This is a genomic window from Glutamicibacter sp. NPDC088483 (assembly GCF_044753145.1).
GTDB lineage: Bacteria > Actinomycetota > Actinomycetes > Actinomycetales > Micrococcaceae > Glutamicibacter.
Genome location: NZ_JBIVMP010000001.1, coordinates 709,945 through 728,479, shown reverse-complemented (window position 1 = coordinate 728,479; position 18,535 = coordinate 709,945). Strand labels below are relative to the sequence as shown.

The window sequence follows — 18,535 nt, the reverse complement described above, 5'->3', positions numbered from 1 at the left end:
GCAACGAGATGGTTGGGATCGTGGAGGGGATTAGCTGTTGGTTTCGAACTCGGCATCAGGACCCGGCTCGCAGCCGCCCTGGTTGCTGCGCTCCAGCAGGTTCTTGCCGCGGCGCTCCTCGTTCGGCAAGGCGATCGGGTACTCGCCGGTGAAGCACGCGGTGCACAGGCGCTCGCGCGGCTGGCGGGTCGCTTCGATCATGCCGTCTTCGGAAATGTAGGCCAAGGAGTCCGCGCCGATGGAGGTCGCGATCTCAGCCACGGCAGCGCCGTTGGCGATCAGCTCGGCACGCGAGGCGAAGTCGATGCCGTAGAAGCAAGGCCACTTGACCGGAGGCGAGGAGATCTTCACATGCACCTCGGCGGCACCGGCCTCGCGCAGCATGCGCACCACCGCGCGCTGGGTGTTGCCGCGGACGATCGAATCATCCACCACCACGACTCGCTTGCCGCGCAGCACGGTTTCCAGCGCATTGAGCTTGAGCTTGATGCCCAGCTGGCGCAGGGTCTGCGATGGCTGGATGAAGGTACGGCCCACGTAGGCGTTCTTCACGAAGCCGTGGGTGAATGGAATGCCCGATTCCTCGGCGTAGCCGATGGCGGCCGGGGTGCCGGACTCCGGAACCGGGATCACGATGTCCGCGTCCGCGCTGTTCTCGCGGGCCAGCTGGCGGCCCATTTCCACGCGGGATTCGTAGACCGAGCGGCCGGCAATGGCAGCATCGGGACGAGCCAGGTAGACGTACTCGAAGACGCAGCCCTTGGGGGTGGCTTCGGCGAAGCGGGTGGAACGCACGCCGTTCTCGTCGATGGCGATCATTTCGCCGGGTTCGATTTCGCGGATGAACGAGGCGCCAACGGTAGCCAGTGCAGGCTGCTCCGAAGCAACAACCCAGCCTCGGTCCAGCCGGCCCAGGACCAGGGGGCGAACACCATGCGGGTCGCGGGCTGCGTAGAGGGTGTCCTCGTTCATGAAGACGAAGCAGAAGGCGCCTTCGATCTTCGGCAGCAGCTCCAGCGCGGTTTCTTCCAGCGACTGGCCTTCGGAACCGGCCAGCAAGGCGGTGACCAAGGCGGTGTCGGTGGTGTTGCCCTGGGCGAGTTCGCCGCGGACCTTGCCGCCTTCGGCCTGCTGCTTGGCGGAGACCATATCGGCCAGATCAGCGGAGTTGGTCAGGTTGCCGTTGTGGGCCAGGGCGACGGTACCGGCCTGGGTCGGGCCCAAGGTCGGCTGCGCATTGGCCCAGTGGCTGGCACCGGTGGTCGAGTAGCGGCAGTGGCCGATAGCCAGCTGGCCGGCCATGGAGTTCAGCGTATTCTCGTCGAACACCTGGGAGACCAGGCCCATGTCCTTGTAGACGTTGATACGAGCACCGTCGCTCGTGGCAATACCAGCGGATTCCTGTCCGCGGTGCTGCAGGGCGTACAGGCCGTAATAGGTGAGTTTTGCGACCTCTTCGCCAGGAGCCCAAACGCCAAAAACGCCGCATTCGTCCTGCGGCCCCTTTTCGTTTGGAAGCAGGTCGTGATTTAAGAATCCATCGCCACGCGCCATGTTGGTTATTCTCTCATGTTCCAGTTGGTCGACACCGACCAAAAATGTGGTGGGTGGCGGCCAGGTGCGCGGCCGCCTGCTCTTCTAATTCAGGAGAAAAGCTGCCTAGCCTTGTAGTCCGCTGGAGTCAGTGTCCTCGGCCAGAGGAACTGCCAGATGCTTGGTGGTTTTGCGTGAGGTCACGCGATCAACAATCACATACGCCAATGCGCCGATGCCTACGCCCAGGCCTGCACCGAATATGGCGAAGAATCCGGACGCCGAGGTGCGGGTGTAATCCTGCGATGGTTCGCCAAGCAGGCCAATGATGAGACCGGCTAGCGCGCCAAGGACCGCGAAAGTCAAAATGAACGGCCAGAACTTGGGCGACGAGTGAATATGCACTTCAACACTCTGATCGGCAGAAGACGGGGTAGCGGGGTGTTGCTCCATACCTTTAAGGGTACTCAATAAGTGGTAGGTGCGCTGACAAGTCTGCCCTAAGTCCCGAAGCATGCAATTGCCCAGTCTGCAAGGCCTCGGCCCAGCCGATACGCCCAGTAGCAAGGGAAAGCCAGAGTTCAGCAGGCATTTCGACCACGTTCGGGGGTGTTCCGCGGGTGTGCCGGGGACCTGCTATGCACTGAGTCACACCGAAGGGCGGAACGCGTACCTCGACCGAGTTGCCCTCGGCGCGGGAGGCCAGCTCCTCCAGCGAAAAGCGCACCGCGGTGGCGAGCACCGGGCGGGCTATTTTTCCTTGTCCCTGCGTGGTTCCGGACCATTCGCGCAGGGCCGCTCGGCCAGCGGTTTCATCAACGCGCCGTTTGATTGCCATGGGTCAATTCCACTTTCTCTCAATGACGGAGAAACGTCATATTTGCGTGCGCTGGGTATCTACTGTGGATCTGGAAAACCAAGAAATCCAGCCATGCCAACTCTAGTTCAGCCAACGCAGCGCCGGTTGGATGCCGGCATGATGCTGTGCCGAAGACTTCCAGGGGGCGCTTTGGGCTTGCTGGCGCCGAATTCGCCCAGCGGCCCGGTGCCAGGCGGGCGGCCAGATGAACGGGGCCTGCGGCTAATGCCTGCGCGTCATAGACGCGGTTGACCCGCTGGATCTCCGGTAAACTCGACCGGGTGAAGGTACTGGTTATTGGCCCAGGCGGCCGTGAGCATGCAATTGTCCGTGCACTGAGTGCAGACCCCTACGTCAACGAAGTTCATTGCGCCCCCGGCAACGCCGGTATCGCACAGGACGTCACCACCCACGCGATCGATGCGCAGGACCCTGCCGCAGTCGTCGCGCTCGCCCGGGAACTGGGCAGCGATCTGGTAGTCGTCGGCCCCGAAGCGCCGCTGGCTTCCGGCGTTTCCGATGCGCTGATCGCAGCGCAGATCCCGGTCTTCGGCCCGACCCAGGCTGCCGCGCAGCTCGAAGCGTCCAAGGCTTTTGCCAAGAACGTCATGGCTGCCGCCGAGGTTCCCACCGCCATGGCCCATGTGGCCACCAACCGCGAGGAAGCCGCCAGTGCGCTGGATGACTTCGGTGCGCCGTACGTGGTCAAGGACGATGGCCTGGCGGCCGGCAAGGGCGTCGTGGTCACCGGCGATCGCGACGAAGCGCTGGAGCACGCAGAAGCCTGCTTTGCCGCCGGCGGGACCGTAGTGATCGAAGAATTCCTCGATGGCCCAGAAGTTTCACTGTTTGTCATCTGCGATGGCAAGCATGCTGTTCCGCTGGCCCCGGCACAGGACTTCAAGCGCATCTTCGATAACGACGAAGGCCCGAACACCGGTGGCATGGGTGCCTACTCGCCGCTGGAATGGCTGCCGGAGAGCTTCGTCGAAGAGGTCATGGACCGCGTCGCCTACCCGACCCTGCGCGAAATGGAAAAGCGCGGCACCCCGTTCACCGGCGTGCTGTACTGCGGCTTGGCCATCACCAAGCGCGGCATCCGCGTCATCGAGTTCAATGCCCGCTTCGGCGACCCGGAAACCCAGGCTGTCCTTGCCCGGCTGAAGACTCCGCTGGGCGGTGTGCTGCTGGCTGCCGCCAAGGGCCGGCTCGATGATGCCGAGCAGCTGACCTGGTCCGCGCAGACCGCAGTTGATGTGGTCATCGCCGCCGAGAACTACCCGGACACCCCGGTCAAGGGAGCGGTGATCTCCGGGCTGGAGGCAGCCAACGGAATTGACGGCGTGCACGTGACGCATGCCGGAACTTCCGCGGATGCTGAAGGAAACATCATTGTTTCCGGTGGCCGCGTACTGGCCGTGGTGGGCCTGGGCGATGACCTCGCCGCGGCCCGCGCCGCAGCGTACGCCGGGGTTGCCGAGATCAGCTGGGACGGTGCCCAGTCACGCACCGACATTGCGTTGAAGGCCGAACGCGGCGAAATCGCCATCGCCAACGAAAGCAAGTAGAGGACTACAGAACTCATGGCAGGATTCCAGACCGAAGTGCTCGACCTAGAAGGTTGGGACCATCACTACTCGGGCAAGGTACGCGACCTGTACGTGCCTGCGGGCGCCAGCTTCGAAGGCACCGACCGTGTCCTCGTGGTGGCCTCCGACCGCATCAGCGCCTACGACTTCGTGCTGGCCAGCGAAATCCCGGACAAGGGCAAGGTGCTGACCCAGCTCAGCCTCTGGTGGTTCGAGCAGCTGGGCGACTTCGCCAACCATGTCATCTCCACCGATGTTCCAGCCGAGGTGGCCGGACGCGCGATGGTGTGCAAGAAGCTGGAGATGTACCCGATCGAGTGCATCGCCCGCGGATACCTGACCGGATCGGGCCTGGCCGAGTACAAGGTCTCGCAAACCGTGTGCGAGCTGCCACTGCCGGCAGGACTGGTGGATGGCTCGCGCCTGGAACCGGCGCTGTTCACCCCATCGGCCAAGGCCGAGGTGGGGGAGCACGACGAGAACATCTCCTTCGAGCAGACCGTGGAACGCGTTGGCGCCGAAGTGTCCGAGGCGCTGCGCGAGAAGACCGTGGCCCTGTACGAGCAGGCCGAGCAGATCGCCCGCGCGCGCGGCATCATCCTGGCCGATACCAAGGTGGAGTTCGGAGCTGATCCGGCCACCGGCGAGATCACCCTGGGCGATGAGGTGCTGACCCCGGATTCCTCGCGTTTCTGGGATGCCGAATCCTACAAGCCGGGCCAGGCGCAGGCCAGCTTCGACAAGCAGTTCGTCCGCGACTGGCTGACCTCCGCCGAATCGGGTTGGGACAAGAACTCGGGCGAAGAACCGCCTCAGCTGCCAGCCGGAATCATCGAGAAGACCCGTGCCCGCTACATCGAGGCCTATGAACGGCTCACCGGCCAGGTCTTCAGCGCCTAGGCGCAGGCGAAGACGAACCACGCACGGCAAAGCCCTCCGCTGATCGAAGTGATCTGCGGAGGGCTTTGCGCTGTCCTGGGCGGGATCAGACCAGCGAGTCCTTCCAGGCCTTGTGCAGGGCCGCGAAGCGTCCTTCATCGGCAATCAGCTGCGCTGGGGTGCCGTCCTCGGTGATCTTGCCATCATGGACCACCAGCACGCGGTCCGCGATCTGCACGGTGGACAGGCGGTGCGCGATGATCAGCGCGGTGCGGTTGCCCAGCAGGGTTTGCAGTCCGCGCTGCACGGCCCGTTCCGAAGGGATATCCAGGGAGCTGGTGGCCTCATCAAGGATCAGCACCGCAGGATCGGCCAGGAAGGCGCGGGCAAAGGAAATCAGCTGGCGCTGGCCGGCCGAGACCCGTCCGCCTCGCTTGTTCACGTCGGTGCCGTAGCCCTCAGGCAGATCCATGATGAACTCGTGGGCGCCGACCGCGCGGGCGGCGGACTCGATATCCTCCGGGGAGGCGCCCGGCCGGCCCAGCGCGATGTTCTCGGCCACCGATCCGGAGAAGAGGAACGCCTCCTGGGTGACCATCACCACGTGCTGGCGCAGTTCCTGGTTCGACAGCTCGTTGATCGGCACCGAATCCAGTTCCAAGGTGCCCGAACGCAGGTCGTAGAAGCGGGCAATGAGCTTGGCCAGCGTGGACTTGCCGGCACCGGTCTGGCCTACCACGGCCACCGTTTGGCCCGCCGGGATCCGCAGGTTGAATTCCTCCATGATCACCGGGCCCTCGCCGTAGCCGAAGACCGCGTCCTTGAAGACCAGCTCGCCGGCCACCTTGCGGATGGTGCGCGGGGCCGCAGGCTCGCGGACCGTCGGTTCTTCCTCCAGCAGCCCCGAAACCTTCTCCAGGGCGGCGGTGGCCGACTGCAGCGAGGAATAGAACATCGCGATCTGCTCGACTGGCTGGAACAGGCGCTTGGAGGCCAGCAGGATGGCCACCATCGCACCGACCTGCATGGTGCCGTCGATGATGCGGAATCCGCCGTAGGCGAGCAATGCCGCCACCGTCAGGTTGCCGATCAAGACCAGTCCCGGCTGCAGGACGCCGAAGAGGTTGAAGGAACGCACCGAGTTCACCCGGTACTGCTCCGCGAGATCCGAGTAGTTCGCGTCGTTGGCTTCCTCGCGGCGGAAGGCCTTGACCGCGCGGATGCCGGTCATGGTTTCCACGAAGGTGGAGATGACCTTGGCCGAGACCACGCGGGATTCGCGGTAGAGCAGTTCGGAGCGGCGCTGGTACCAGAAGAAGAGGATCGCTACCGGGAGGGCGGCCACGCAGACCACCAGGCCGCTGCGCCAGTCGAGGAAGAAAATCGAGACCAGGGTGAAGACTACAAACACGCAGGAGGAGGCCAGTTCCGAGACGCCTTGATCGAGCAGCTCGCGCAGCGTTTCCAGATCGGAGGTCTGCCGGGAAATGATCCGCCCGGAGGTGTAATTCTCGTGGAATTCGAGGCTCAGCCGCTGGGTATGGCGGAAGACCTGCTGGCGCAGATCCAGGAGCATCGCCTGGGAGATCTTCGCCGCACTGGTGATGTACCAGGAGAGCAGCACGCCGCTGAGCACGGCGCACACGATGTATCCGGCCCCGGTCATCCCCAAGGCGCCCCAGTTGCCTTCGCGCACCTGCGGCAGGGTCCAGTCGATCGAGAAGGCGATCAGCACCGGCAGCAGCACGCGTGCCGCGTTGGAGAACAGCACCAGCACCACGGTGAGGACGAACAGCTTCTTCTGCGGCACGGCCAGCGAGGCCAGCAACCGGAAGGAACGTTGCCGCACGACCTTACGTTCGGCGGCAGAGAGCTTGATGGCGTCTTCATTGGCGACGCCCAGTGGCTTGCTCATCGGGAGACCTCCACGGTGGCTGGCTGGTCTTCATCATCCAGGCTGGCGATGACGAATCGGTAATGCTCATTGGTGCTCAGCAGGTGGGCGTGGCTTCCCACCGCGTCGATGCGGCCATCGCGCAGCAGCGCCACGCGGTCGGCGAGCATCACGGTCGAGGGCCGGTGGGCCACGATCAGCGTGGTGGTTCCGGCCAGGACTTGGCGCAGCCTCTCGGTGACCAGTTCCTCGGTGCGCACATCCAGGGCGGACAGCGGATCGTCGAGGACCAGAACGCTCGGACGCGCCGCGATGGCGCGGGCCAAGGCGATGCGCTGGCGCTGCCCGCCCGATAGCGACAGGCCTTCCTCGCCGATCAAGGTGTCTACCCCTTCGGGCAACGCGTAGGCGAACTGCGCCTGGGCGACGTCCAGGGCTTCGGCGAGCAGGGCTTCGCGCTGCTGCTCATCCAGGTTTTCCGGGGCGCCGAGCAGCACGTTGCCGCGGATGGAGGTGGAGAACAAGGTGGTGTCCTCGAAAGCCACGGCGATCTCGGTTCGCAGTTCCTGGAGGTCCCAGTCCTTGACGTCCTGTCCGTGGATGAGCACCTCGCCGGCGGTCGCTTCATGCAGGCGCGGAACCAGATTCAGCAAGGTGGACTTGCCCGAACCGGTGATGCCGACCAGGGCCATGGTTTCCCCGGGACGGATCTCCAGGTTGATGTCGGCCAGGATCGGACGGTGGCTGCCGGCGGTATCCGGGTAGGCGAAGCGCACATGCTCCAGCTTCACGCTGCCATCGCGTTCTGCAGGGACCCGGGGCTGCGCGGGGGAATCGATGTCATTGATTGAATCCATGACCTCGAAGTGGCGGTCCAGCGCAGTTTTGGTGCTCAGCGTCATGCCCAGCAGCATTCCCATGCCCTCGACGGGGCCGGCGATGACCGCGGCGATGGCGAAGTAGGCCACCAGCGAGCCGACGCTCAGCGTGCCGTTGGCGACCTGGGCAATGCCGATGAGCAGGCCGATGCCCAGAATGGTTTCAGGCACCGCAACCACGGTGAGCAGGAAGCTGGCCAGGGTCTTGGCCTTGGTTATTTCGGTTTCCTGCAGGGACTTGGCCTGGGCGCTGAAGCCCGCGTAGACATGCGGTCCGCGGCCGAAGGCCTTGATGACGCGGATGCCGTGCACTGATTCTTCCACCGCGGTGGCCAGGTCGCCAGCCTGGTCCTGGCTGCGGCGGCTGGCAGCCCGGTAGTCGTTGCGGAAACGGTAGGCCTTGATGGCAATCGGGATGGATCCCAGCAGGTAGAGCAATCCCAGGATCCATGAATGGGTGAACATCAGCACTAGCCCGGTGATGACGGTGACAGTTTCAACGACCAGCATCATCGCGCCGAATGCGAGCCAGCGGCGCAACAAGGAGAGATCCGACATGGAGCGGGAGAGCAGCTGCCCCGAGCCCCAGCGTTCGTGGAACGCCACGGGCAGGCGCTGCAGGTGCTTGTAGAAGCGGATGCGCATCTGCGCTTCAAGGCCGGCTGCGGGATTCAGCACGAATTGGCGGCGCAGGAAGATCAGCAGGGCTTCGACAAGGCCCAATGCGGCAACGATGCCAACAGAGAGCCACACCTCCGAGGCTGCCCCATCACGATGCAGGACGACATTCACCAGCCAGGCGAGTACCTGGGGGATGGCCAGCGCGACAATTCCGGCGCCGAGCGCGCAGAGGAAACCGCAAAAGAGCCGGGGGAAGATCGGCTTGACGAAAGGAGCAAGCCGTTTCAGTGTTGCGGAGAGCGGGACCGGATCTTTCGAACCGGCCTGTTGAGCTTGAGCCACGGTACCCCGCATTCATCCAGAAGTTTGACAGAGTTACAGACTACCGGCAGTAGTTGGGATAATTCAATCAATAGGCAACTATTGGAAAGAAGTGCTTCACATTGGAGGCAAATAATCCCCGGTCGAGCACCAAGAAGGTGCTTGACCGGGGATTACCCGAAGAAATTTCGTGGCTTAGTCGCGGGCAGCCAGGGTAACCATGACGGCTTCCGGCGGGCAGGCGAAGCGAATCGGAGCGAAGCGCGAGGTGCCCACGCCAGCGGAAACATTCAACGGAACGGTGTTGCCGTTGTATTCCCAATCGCTCAGGCCGCGGGCGCGCCACGTAGGCAGATCGCAGTTGGAGACCAACGCGCCATAGCCCGGGATGCACACCTGGCCGCCGTGGGTGTGGCCAGCGAAAATGACATCAGCCTTCGCCTCGGTGAATTGGTCAAGAACCCGCTGGTAGGGCGCGTGGGTGAGCGCAATGCGCACGTGGGGCGCCTGGCTGCTTGAGGAGGAACCACGCGGCCAGCCAGCGAAGTGGTCCCGGTCGATGTGCGGATCATCCACGCCGGTAAGATCCAGGCGCAGGCCATTGAGCACCGTGGAATGCGCACGGTTGGACATGTTGATCCAGCCGGCTCCGCCGAAGGCCCGGTGCATTTCTTCGAACGGCAACTGGTCGCGCGGGGCAGGGTTGGGAGTTCCGGTGGAAGGAGCCAAATACCTGAACGGGTTCTTCAGCTTTGGAGCGTAGTAGCAATTGGACCCGGGAACGAAGGCGCCAGGGAAAGCCATCAGCGGTTCCAGCGCCTTGATCAAAGCCGGCACGGCCTTGCGGTGGCTGAGGTTATCCCCGGTGTTGATGACAAAGTCAGGCTTCAGATCAGCCAGACCGCCCAGCCACTGGGTTTTGGCTTCCTGCCCTGGAACCATGTGGATGTCCGAAAGGTGCAGGACCTTGATGTCGCCGTATCCGCGGGGCAGGACCTTAAGCGATTCGTGGCGCAGCCCGAACTTCTGGGCCTCCAGCATGCCATAGCCCACCAGAGCTCCGCCGATGGCCAGAGCGCCGGTGGCGGCAAGGGCCGCAGTACCGCTGGCATGACGTAATGCCGAAGCGAAATTATTCTGTTCAACCATGACTTCTGTGCCATCGTCCTTTCAAGCCCGGAGGCAACTTCTGGTGGAGTTCTCCTATGCCAATCTAAACCGAAAGGCCGCGTCCAACCAAAGTTGAACGCGGCCTTTCGAATATTCAGCTAGTCATCGGACTTCTTGCCGTTTCCGTTTCCGTTGCCGTTTCCGTTGCCCTTGTTATCGGAGTCGGGCTTCGGCGAGGATTCTTCCTTAGGCTTGGAATCTTCCTTCGACTCTTCCTTGTCATTGTCCTTCTCATCCGAGTCGGACTTGGAATCGTCTTCTTCCTTCGGCTTTGGCGGAGGCGGCTGGCGACGGGCCGAACCGAAGTTGTTCCGCTCGTATTCGTGCACGGCCTCCTCCATGAAGTCCACCCACAGCGGGGCGGCGAAGGTCGAGGAATCGACCATCCAAGGGGCCTTCTTGTCGTTGACCATCGCGCCGTGCATCTGGTTCTTCTCTTCGCCGGCCTTGCCCTTGAGTCGGCCGACCCAGGTGGCGGTCGAAATTCCGGTGGTGTAGCCGACGAACCAGGTCGAGGACGCGTAGTTGTTGGTACCGGTCTTGCCAGCGATTGGGCCGTCGACGCGGCCCTTGGAGACGCGGTTGGTGGCGATCTTCTTCAGGGTGCCGTTCAGATCGGCAACGTAGGTCGGGTCGATCTCCTGGGAGCAGGATTCCTTCTTGACCTTGTACTCGTTGCCGTCCTTGTCGGTCACGCTGTTGATGGCACGTGGTTCGCAGTACTCGCCCTTGTTGGCGAAAGCCGCAAAAGCGGCAGCCTGGGACAGCGGGGTGATTTCTGCCGAGCCGATGATGAACGAAGGGTTGGAAGGCGAGATCGGGGCAGGGCCGCCCTTGGCGCCCTGATCCAGTACGCCAAGCTTCTTGGTGTAATCGGCGATGGTGCACAGGTCGGTCTTGTAGGCCTCCTGCACGGTCGCGGTATTGATCGACCAGTACAGGCCGGTATCCACGGTCATCGAGCGGTAGAAGCCAGGCGATGCATTCTTCGGTTCCCAATTAGAACCAACAGTTGTCGTTCCTCCGGGAAGGCAAGATGCCCGCCACTTGGAGCCGGGTACGAAAACCTGCTTCTTGGCATTGATCTTGTCGTACATGCGGTTGCCTTCGGACAGCCAGCCCAAGGTGGTGTACGGCTTCATGGTAGAACCACCCTGGAACCCGCCAGCGCCACCCAGGGAACGCTCGACAGCGAAGTTGTAATAGGTGTTCTCGCCCGAGTTCTTGACTTCCGGACCGTAGGTGGTGTTCTGCGCCATGGTCAGGATCTTGCCGGTGCCCGGCTCGACCGAAACGATCGAGGAGTAAATGTCGGTATTGGACTTGGCCTTTGGATCGATAGCCTTCGCTGCGTCCTTGGCGGCCTTCTTGTTCAGCTTGCTGTTCAGGGTGGTCTTGACGGTCAAGCCGCCACGGTACAGCAGGCCTTCGCGATCTTCCTTGGTCTTGCCATAGGTGTCATCGGAAAGGATCAGATTGGTGACGTAGTCGCAGAAGTACGCATTTTCCTTGGCCGCGGTGCAACCGGAAGGGGACGTGCGCGGATCCAGTTCCAGGTCCGACTTCACCGCCTTGTCGTATTCCTTCTTGGTGATTGCACCGGTGCGGTACATATTGCCCAGCACCTTGTTGCGGCGGTCGATGGATCGCTCAGGGTTGTTGATCGGGTTGTAGACGTTTGGCAGCTGGACCATGCCGGCAAGCATGGCCGACTGCTGCACGTTCAAGTCCTTGGCATCGGTTGAGTAGAAGTGCTGAGCGGCAGCCTGCACGCCGTACTCGCGACCCGAGAAGAGCACCAGGTTCAGGTAGCCCTCTAGGATCTGGTCCTTGGACATTTCCTTCTCGATGGCCACCGCGTACTTCAACTCGCGGATCTTATCCGAGTAGCCCTTCTGGCCGGAAACAGTGGATTCGTCCGAACCGGTGAGCACTTGGTTATTCACCAGCAGGTTGTTCACGTACTGCTGGGTCAGGGTGGACGCACCAGAGCGGCTCGAAGAGGTGAGGTTGCCAACTACTGCACGGGCGATGCCCTTGGGGTCGATGCCCTTGTGCTCGTAGAAACGCTCGTCTTCCACCGAGATGATCGCCTTGCGCATGTTCGGCGAGATGTCATCTAGCTTCACAGGCTGGCGATTTTGCTGGTAGAAGTTCGCAATGGCCTTGCCATCAGCGTCAAGGATCGTGGAAGGCTCCGGAATGGGGAGCTTTTCAAACGAGCTCGGGAGCGCGCTGACGATGTTGTTACCGGTGGTCAAACCGGTTTTTGCGATAGCTGCAATGGGCACGAGCATGCCTGCTGCGAGCACACCACACAGGGCGCTGATTCCGAAGAATGCAACGACTTTTCCCAGGGTGGTAGCGGTATCAAAAAAAGGGGACTTCTTGGCTGCCATACCCACTAGTTTACAAGGACGCGCTAACGTATCGAGTATGACTAAATGGGAATACGCCACTTTGCCGCTTTTGATTCACGCTACGAAGCAGATTTTGGACCAGTGGGGTGACGATGGCTGGGAGCTGGTAACCGTGGTTCCAGGCCCCAACGGCTCATCTCCAGTGGCTTACATGAAGCGTCCGAAAGCGTAACTAGCAACAACATTTACTGAAGGAGAAATCCCATGCAAGAAGCTACTTCCTCGCGTGTCGAGGCTCGTCTGGCCGAGCTCGGTCATGCCTTGCCAGCTGTGGCAAAGCCGGTAGCCGCCTACCTGCCAGCCGTTACCACCGGCAACTATGTCTACACCTCCGGCCAGCTTCCGCTGATTAAGGGTGAACTCACAGCCGTTGGAAAGGTTGGTGCCGAGGTTTCGGCCGAGGAAGCGAAGGCCCAGGCGCAGACCGCTGCGCTTAACGCGCTAGCCGCCATCAAGGCCGAAATTGGTGATCTAGATCGCATTAAGCGCATCGTGAAGGTTGTCGGTTTTGTGTCGTCGGCACCGGACTTCACCGGACAGCCAGGCGTCATCAACGGGGCATCGGAGTTCTTCGGCGAGGTACTCGGCGATGCAGGTTTGCACGCACGCTCGGCCGTCGGCGTTGCCGTTCTGCCGCTGGATGCACCTGTCGAGGTCGAGGTCATCGCCGAATTTGAGTAATTCAAGCCAGATTCCTGCTGCGCGGTCCCGACGGGCATTCCCGGCGGGGCCGCGCAGCGGTATGGTGCGCCGGCTCTTTGATTTGCCACCGCATCAAATTGCCACCGCCGAAAACTGGTTCTCTTTCGGTTCGCGCACGCCGCGCACCCCGCGGCGCGCGTCCTCCATCTGCCTTGTGAGGGATTCTTCCCACGGCGTGGAGACCTATCTGACTTATCGCCCCGGGGGCTCCCCACTGGGCAACGTGGCCTTTCCAGGCGGCAGCCACGAGGCGAGCGACCGTGCCACCTACCAATGGTTCGGTCCAAGCCTGTCCCAATGGTCCAAGCGCATGGACATGCTGGACCAGCAGTTGGCGCAGGCATACATCGTTTGCGCCATTCGCGAGCTTTTCGAAGAGACCGGAATCCTGCTGGCCGGCACCGATGAGCAATCCGTGGTCGAAATGACCGATGCAGAAGACTGGATGACCGCCCGCGAAGCAATCGCCGGGCAGGACCTGGCCTTCGACGAATTCCTGCGCCGCCGCGGACTGGGCTTGCGCACAGACCTTTTGCGTCCGGTTTCCCACTGGCTCAACCCGAACTTTGCCCTGCGCCGCTTCGACACCTGGTACTTCACTGCCACCGTGCCCAACCGCCAGGAGGCTGCCTTGCTGCGCGGCAAAGGCAAATGGGGGCGCTGGTGTGCCGCCGGGGAAATATTGGCCAAACGCAGCACCAGCGAGCTGGGGGACAGCGTTGGCCAACCCAACACGGTGAACCTCGCGCTCTCGGAGATCAGCTACCCGGCGGTGGAAATGATCCTGGAAGCCATGGCGGAGGCCAATGGAGTGGTCGCCTACCTTTCGAGGGCCCGTTCGTTGAATCTCAAGCATCCGGACCTGCTGGTGCGCGACGGCATTTACTATCTGGAAGTCCTTGGCTCCATGAGCGCTGAATCCTCCCGCCCATGGCAGACTACTGCCGGGCACTGAGAGCAGAACTTAAACAAAGCAGGCCGGGAATCCTTGAAGGATTCCCGGCCTGTTTGCATCACTGCGGTTTAGCGCGAGCGCTGGCGCAGACGTTGGATGTCCAGGATCACGACGGCGCGTGCTTCCAGGCGCAGCCAGCCGCGCTGTACGAACTCGGCCAGAGCCTTGTTCACGGTTTCGCGGGAAGCACCAACGAGCTGAGCCAGCTCTTCCTGAGTCAGTTCGTGGGCAACCAGGATGCCGTCGGTAGCTGGGCGACCGAAGCGGTCAGCCAGATCCAACAGAGCCTTGGCAACACGGCCAGGAACGTCAGAGAAGACCAGATCGGCCAGGGACTCATTGGTACGACGCAGACGTGCAGCCAGAGCCTGCAGCAGCTGGATCGAGACCTCAGGGGAGTTCAAGATAGCCTTGCGCATGTTCTCGTGGCTCAGGCCCGCCAGGCGGGTCTCGGACACGGCGGTTGCAGTTGCGTTGCGTGGGTGTGGATCGAACAATGCCATCTCGCCAAACAGTTCGCCTGGGCCAAGAACAGCAATCAGGTTCTCGCGACCATCCGAAGAGGTGCGACCCAGCTTGATCTTGCCCGAAACGATGAAGTACAGACGGTCACCCTGATCGCCTTCACGGAACACCGATGCGCCGCGGGAGAGATCAACCTCGGTCAATTCTTCGGTTAGCGCGGCGAATACTTCATCACCAAGCGACGCAAACAGTGGCGCGCGACGCAGTACCTCGATATCCATTAAATCTCCTGTCAACAGTAGTAGGCGCTTACTTCATTGTGCCGTATTCGGTAACAATGTGACAGTTTCCACACGTGGTTTAACCAAGAAAATGTTGAAAATCACGCACATTCGACTAAAACTCGCGAATCTGCTCGCAGAAATCCATCAGCTTCTAAGGGTACCTTGGGTCTATACGAACTTTATGAATGAACTGGGGTCTTGGTGCTCGGAATTTTCAGCTGGCTCGACGTAGTCATCTGCGCTGTTTTGCTGACGTTTTTCGTTGTTGGAGTTCGTCGAGGTTTTCTGCTGACCATTGGCGACATGCTCGGCCTGATTGTCGGCGGCGTCGCCGCATTCTTCGCCATCCCGCTGGTTTCCACCTTCGCCACGAACCCCTGGTGGCGGGTCGGCCTGATGATAGCTACCGCAGCCGTGCTGATCATTCTCGGGCAAGCTCTGGGACGGGTGATTGCAACCCGCATCCGCCACTGGATGAATGTCGATTTCCTGCGTGCCGCGGACCGCATTGCCGGTGGCGTGCTGTCGGTGTTCATTACCGCCACAATCATCGGTGGCTTGGCCTTTTCCACTTCAAGCATGGGTATTCCAAGGCTTTCGCTGGAGATCAGCAAGTCCAAGATGATCGACTCGATTCGTGGCCTGACACCCGAGTTTGTCGATGCCGCGATTTCCACCGCACGCTCCAAGGTGATCGCCGAAACCCTCCCCGCATTCCTGGAGCCTTTCGCGCCCCCGGTCCAGGCGCCGGCCAACACCGAATGGGCAGCTAACGACCTGCAGCTGGCCGCTGCCCAATCGGCCGCCAAGATCTCCGGTACCGCGGTGCAATGCGGTGTGAACCTGACCGGCTCAGGCTTCGTTGTCGACCACGAGCTGGTCATGACCAACGCGCACGTGGTCGCCGGATTGAGCGCGGCAACCGTGGAGGTCGGCGGTGACGAAGTTCACCGCGGAAAGGTTGTTTATTTCGATCCCAAGGCCGACATCGCGCTGCTTTACGTCGAAGGGCTGGGGGCAGAGCCTATCGACCTCGCCGCTGATGACCTGATGCGCGGCGACTCGGCAACCTTTATCGGGCACCCAGCGGGCGGCCCGCAGCAGATCCGCGGAGCCTTGATCGCTTCCCGTGCCTTCGTCTCCATTGCCAATATCTATGGCGCGGACCCATCTCGAATCTCTGTCTACCAGCTCACCGCGGAAGTAGCCCAGGGCAATTCCGGCGGACCGCTGCTGGATGAATCCGGCGACGCGGTGGGCTTGATCTTCGCCAAGTCGCGCAGCGATGACGAGGTCGGCTTCGCCCTGAGCCTCGAAGAGATCGAGAACGCCATGGAGCTGGGCGGCGATCGGCGCACCAGCATCAAAACAGGCGACTGCGTCACCGGCTAGGGCTTGCGGCTATTTGCCCAGCAAATGCGCGAGCTGCTGAACCGCCAGCTTGTAGCCGTGCACGCCCGCACCGATGATGATCGAGCTGGCTACCGGCGAGATGAAGGAATGGTGGCGGAACGCTTCACGCTTGTGCACGTTCGAGATGTGCACCTCGATGGCTGGCAACTGCACGCCGCTGATGGCATCGGCAATAGCCACAGAGGTATGGGTGAATGCGCCGGGGTTCATGATGATGCCGGCTGCGGTAGTGCGGGCCTCGTGAATCGCGTCGATGAGCACACCCTCATGGTTGGACTGCAAGGCGCGCAATTCGAAGCCGAGGGCCGCAGCGGTTTCCCGGGCCAGCTGCTCAACATCGGCCAGGGTGTCGTGGCCATAGATTTCCGGCTCCCGGGTGCCCAGCAGATTCAGGTTGGGGCCGTTGAGCAGCAAGATGGTGTTCGATGCGTTCTCAGTCATGAACTCAAATCTATTACACAACCGGGAAATTCCCGCCCGAATCCTTTGGCCCCGTAATACAAGAAGCCGCCGTTCGTCCACACCAGCGGTGTGGACGAAGGGCGGCTTGCTGCACTGGGGCGTGCTGAGGCTATTTGCCCATGGACTGCGCGATCTGGCTCATCACCGTTGAATCGGACAGCGTGGTGGCATCGCCGACCTCGCGGCCCTCGGCCACGTCCTTGAGCAGGCGGCGCATGATCTTGCCCGAGCGGGTCTTAGGCAGTTCCGGAACCACCAGCACATGCTTCGGCTTGGCGATCGGGCCGATGTCCTTGCCCACGTGGTTGCGCAGGGTCGCCACCACATCCTCGCCTTCCGCCGGCTCGGTCTGCAGGATCACGAAGGCCACCACGGCCTCGCCGGTGGTCTCGTCCTTCGCTCCCACCACGGCGGCCTCTGCCACGTACGGGTGGGCGACCAGCGAGGACTCGATCTCGGTGGTGGACAGGCGGTGCCCGGAGACGTTCATCACGTCATCCACGCGGCCCAGCAGCCAGATATCGCCATCGGCGTCCTTCTTCGCGCCGTCGCCAGCGAAGTACATGTTCTCGAACCGCGACCAGTAGGTGTCCTTGTAGCGTTCCATGTCGCCCCAGATGCCGCGCAGCATCGCTGGCCACGGCTCGCGGATGACCAGGAAGCCGCCCTCGCCATCGGCCACGGATTCGCCGGCTTCATCCACCACGTCAATGGCGATGCCCGGCACGGCCACCTGGGCCGAACCCGGCTTGGTTGCGGTGACGCCCGGCAGCGGAGCGATCATGTGCGCGCCGGTTTCGGTCTGCCACCAGGTGTCCACGATCGGGGCCGGGTGTTCCTTGCGCTCGCCGTTCTTGCCGTTGTTGGTGCCGATGGCATCGCGGTACCACATCCATGCTTCCGGGTTGATCGGTTCGCCCACCGAACCCAGCACGCGCAGCGAGGACAGGTCGTAGCCATCGGGGATCTCGCGGCCCCACTTCATGAAGGTGCGGATTGCGGTGGGCGCGGTGTACAGGATGGTGACGCCGTACTTTTCCACCAGTTCCCACCAGCGGCCCTGGTGCGGGGTATCCGGGGTGCCTTCGTAGATCACCTGGGTGGCGCCGTTGACCAGCGGCGCGTAGGTGACGTAGGAATGGCCGGTCACCCAGCCGATGTCCGCGGTGCACCAGTACACGTCGGTTTCCGGGTGCAAATCGAAGGTGTCGCGGTGGGTTACGGCGCCCTGGGCCAAGAAGCCGCCGGTGGTGTGCACAATGCCCTTGGGCTTGCCAGTGGTGCCCGAGGTATACAGCACGAACAACGGGTGCTCGGAGTCGTGGGCTACCGCAGTGTGCTCGGTGGCGGCGGTGCCGACGACGTCATCCCACCACTTGTCCAGTGCGCCGAATTCGGTGGGCTCGCCGTTGCGCTTGACCACCAGCACGTTTTCCACGGTGTGGCCCGGTGCTTCCAGCGCCGCATCGACTGCCGGCTTCAGCGAGGACGGCTTGCCGCGGCGCCAGGTGCCATCGGCGGTGACCACGAGCTTGGCGTCCGCATCATCGATGCGGCTGCGCAGCGCGTCGGCGGAGAAGCCGCCGAAGACCACCGAGTGGATGGCGCCGATACGGGCGCAGGCCAGCATGGTGATGACGGCTTCCGGGATCATTGGCAGGTAGACGGCCACGCGGTCGCCCTTGGCCACACCCAGGGATTCGAAAGCGTTGGCGGCCTTCTTGACCTCTTCGGTCAGCTGCGCGTAGGTGTAGGTGCGGGTATCGCCCGGCTCGCCTTCGAAGTAGATGGCGACGCGGTCGCCCAGTCCGTTTTCCACATGGCGGTCCAGCGCGTTGTAGGCCGCGTTGAGCTTGCCGCCGACGAACCACTTGGCCACCGGTGCCTGCGACCAGTCCAGGGTTTCAGTGAAATCGGTGTCCCAGGTCAGTACCTGGCGTGCCTGGTCCGCCCAATAGCCCAAGCGGTCTGCCTTGGCTGCGTCGTAGCGGGCCTGCGTTGCGATGGCCTGATCGCTGAAGTCCTTGCTCGGGGCAAAGGAACGGGTTTCGGTCGACAGGTTATCCAAGGTTTTCGAATCACTCACTGTG

General features: G+C 62.4%; 15 protein-coding genes. 5 read left to right on the top strand and 10 right to left on the bottom strand.

Annotation, left to right across the window (positions count from 1 at the left end; translation table 11 throughout):
* Window positions 1–30 precede the first annotated feature (30 nt).
* The 3 genes from purF to ACIP6G_RS03525 all read right to left on the bottom strand — a co-directional run bounded on the left by purF (window position 31) and on the right by ACIP6G_RS03525 (window position 2,371).
* Complete coding sequence (gene purF, locus ACIP6G_RS03535; protein WP_105656990.1) at window positions 31–1,554, bottom strand: amidophosphoribosyltransferase; 1,524 nt, start codon at window positions 1,552–1,554, stop codon at window positions 31–33.
* A 105-nt stretch (window positions 1,555–1,659) separates the two neighbouring features.
* Window positions 1,660–1,986: a hypothetical protein gene (locus ACIP6G_RS03530; RefSeq protein ID WP_105656989.1), complete on the bottom strand. Its 327-nt coding sequence runs from the start codon at window positions 1,984–1,986 to the stop codon at window positions 1,660–1,662.
* A gap of 4 nt (window positions 1,987–1,990) precedes the next feature.
* Window positions 1,991–2,371 carry a sterol carrier family protein gene (locus ACIP6G_RS03525; protein WP_105656988.1) on the bottom strand — a complete coding sequence of 127 codons (381 nt, stop codon included), beginning with the start codon at window positions 2,369–2,371 and terminating at the stop codon, window positions 1,991–1,993.
* A 302-nt stretch (window positions 2,372–2,673) separates the two neighbouring features.
* On the opposite strand from ACIP6G_RS03525, the gene purD reads away from it, so the two are divergent.
* Together purD and ACIP6G_RS03515 are read left to right on the top strand one after the other, a co-directional pair.
* A complete protein-coding gene (gene purD, locus ACIP6G_RS03520) occupies window positions 2,674–3,960 on the top strand; it encodes a phosphoribosylamine--glycine ligase (RefSeq protein ID WP_365945061.1) in 1,287 nt (428 codons plus the stop codon).
* A 15-nt stretch (window positions 3,961–3,975) separates the two neighbouring features.
* Complete coding sequence (locus tag ACIP6G_RS03515; RefSeq protein WP_365945060.1) at window positions 3,976–4,881, top strand: phosphoribosylaminoimidazolesuccinocarboxamide synthase; 906 nt, start codon at window positions 3,976–3,978, stop codon at window positions 4,879–4,881.
* Window positions 4,882–4,966: 85 nt separating this feature from the next.
* Here the strand turns inward: ACIP6G_RS03515 and ACIP6G_RS03510 are convergent, their stop codons facing one another.
* From ACIP6G_RS03510 to ACIP6G_RS03495, 4 genes are all read right to left on the bottom strand, one after another.
* The gene (locus tag ACIP6G_RS03510) at window positions 4,967–6,775 is read right to left on the bottom strand and encodes an ABC transporter ATP-binding protein (protein ID WP_365945059.1); all 1,809 of its coding nucleotides are present in this window, start codon (window positions 6,773–6,775) and stop codon (window positions 4,967–4,969) included.
* Window positions 6,772–8,607 carry an ABC transporter ATP-binding protein gene (locus ACIP6G_RS03505; RefSeq protein WP_400288655.1) on the bottom strand — a complete coding sequence of 612 codons (1,836 nt, stop codon included), beginning with the start codon at window positions 8,605–8,607 and terminating at the stop codon, window positions 6,772–6,774. The genes ACIP6G_RS03510 and ACIP6G_RS03505 overlap by 4 nt, the downstream gene beginning before the upstream one ends.
* Before the next feature lie 162 nt (window positions 8,608–8,769).
* On the bottom strand, window positions 8,770–9,723 hold the full coding sequence (locus tag ACIP6G_RS03500; RefSeq protein WP_365945057.1) for a metallophosphoesterase: 954 nt from the start codon (window positions 9,721–9,723) through the stop codon (window positions 8,770–8,772).
* A 119-nt stretch (window positions 9,724–9,842) separates the two neighbouring features.
* Window positions 9,843–12,143, bottom strand: coding sequence for a transglycosylase domain-containing protein (locus ACIP6G_RS03495; RefSeq protein WP_105656983.1), 2,301 nt, complete (start codon window positions 12,141–12,143; stop codon window positions 9,843–9,845).
* 225 nt (window positions 12,144–12,368) lie between these two features.
* Between ACIP6G_RS03495 and ACIP6G_RS03490 the strand changes: the two genes are divergently transcribed.
* Both ACIP6G_RS03490 and ACIP6G_RS03485 read left to right on the top strand, forming a co-directional pair.
* Window positions 12,369–12,845: a RidA family protein gene (locus ACIP6G_RS03490; RefSeq protein WP_105656982.1), complete on the top strand. Its 477-nt coding sequence runs from the start codon at window positions 12,369–12,371 to the stop codon at window positions 12,843–12,845.
* A gap of 61 nt (window positions 12,846–12,906) precedes the next feature.
* Complete coding sequence (locus tag ACIP6G_RS03485; protein WP_105656981.1) at window positions 12,907–13,821, top strand: NUDIX hydrolase; 915 nt, start codon at window positions 12,907–12,909, stop codon at window positions 13,819–13,821.
* A gap of 68 nt (window positions 13,822–13,889) precedes the next feature.
* On the opposite strand, the gene ACIP6G_RS03480 is transcribed toward ACIP6G_RS03485, so the two are convergent.
* Window positions 13,890–14,567 (bottom strand): Crp/Fnr family transcriptional regulator, encoded by a 678-nt coding sequence (locus tag ACIP6G_RS03480; RefSeq protein ID WP_022874282.1) that lies wholly within the window; start codon window positions 14,565–14,567, stop codon window positions 13,890–13,892.
* Between the two features lie 204 nt (window positions 14,568–14,771).
* On the opposite strand from ACIP6G_RS03480, the gene ACIP6G_RS03475 reads away from it, so the two are divergent.
* Complete coding sequence (locus ACIP6G_RS03475; RefSeq protein WP_332502848.1) at window positions 14,772–15,962, top strand: MarP family serine protease; 1,191 nt, start codon at window positions 14,772–14,774, stop codon at window positions 15,960–15,962.
* A 9-nt stretch (window positions 15,963–15,971) separates the two neighbouring features.
* Here ACIP6G_RS03475 and aroQ read toward each other — a convergent pair whose 3' ends face one another.
* Together aroQ and acs are read right to left on the bottom strand one after the other, a co-directional pair.
* Window positions 15,972–16,424, bottom strand: a complete 453-nt coding sequence (gene aroQ, locus ACIP6G_RS03470) for a type II 3-dehydroquinate dehydratase (RefSeq protein WP_105656979.1) — start codon at window positions 16,422–16,424, stop codon at window positions 15,972–15,974.
* Window positions 16,425–16,554: 130 nt separating this feature from the next.
* Complete coding sequence (acs, locus tag ACIP6G_RS03465) at window positions 16,555–18,531, bottom strand: acetate--CoA ligase (RefSeq protein ID WP_105656978.1); 1,977 nt, start codon at window positions 18,529–18,531, stop codon at window positions 16,555–16,557.
* Window positions 18,532–18,535: the final 4 nt, after the last annotated feature.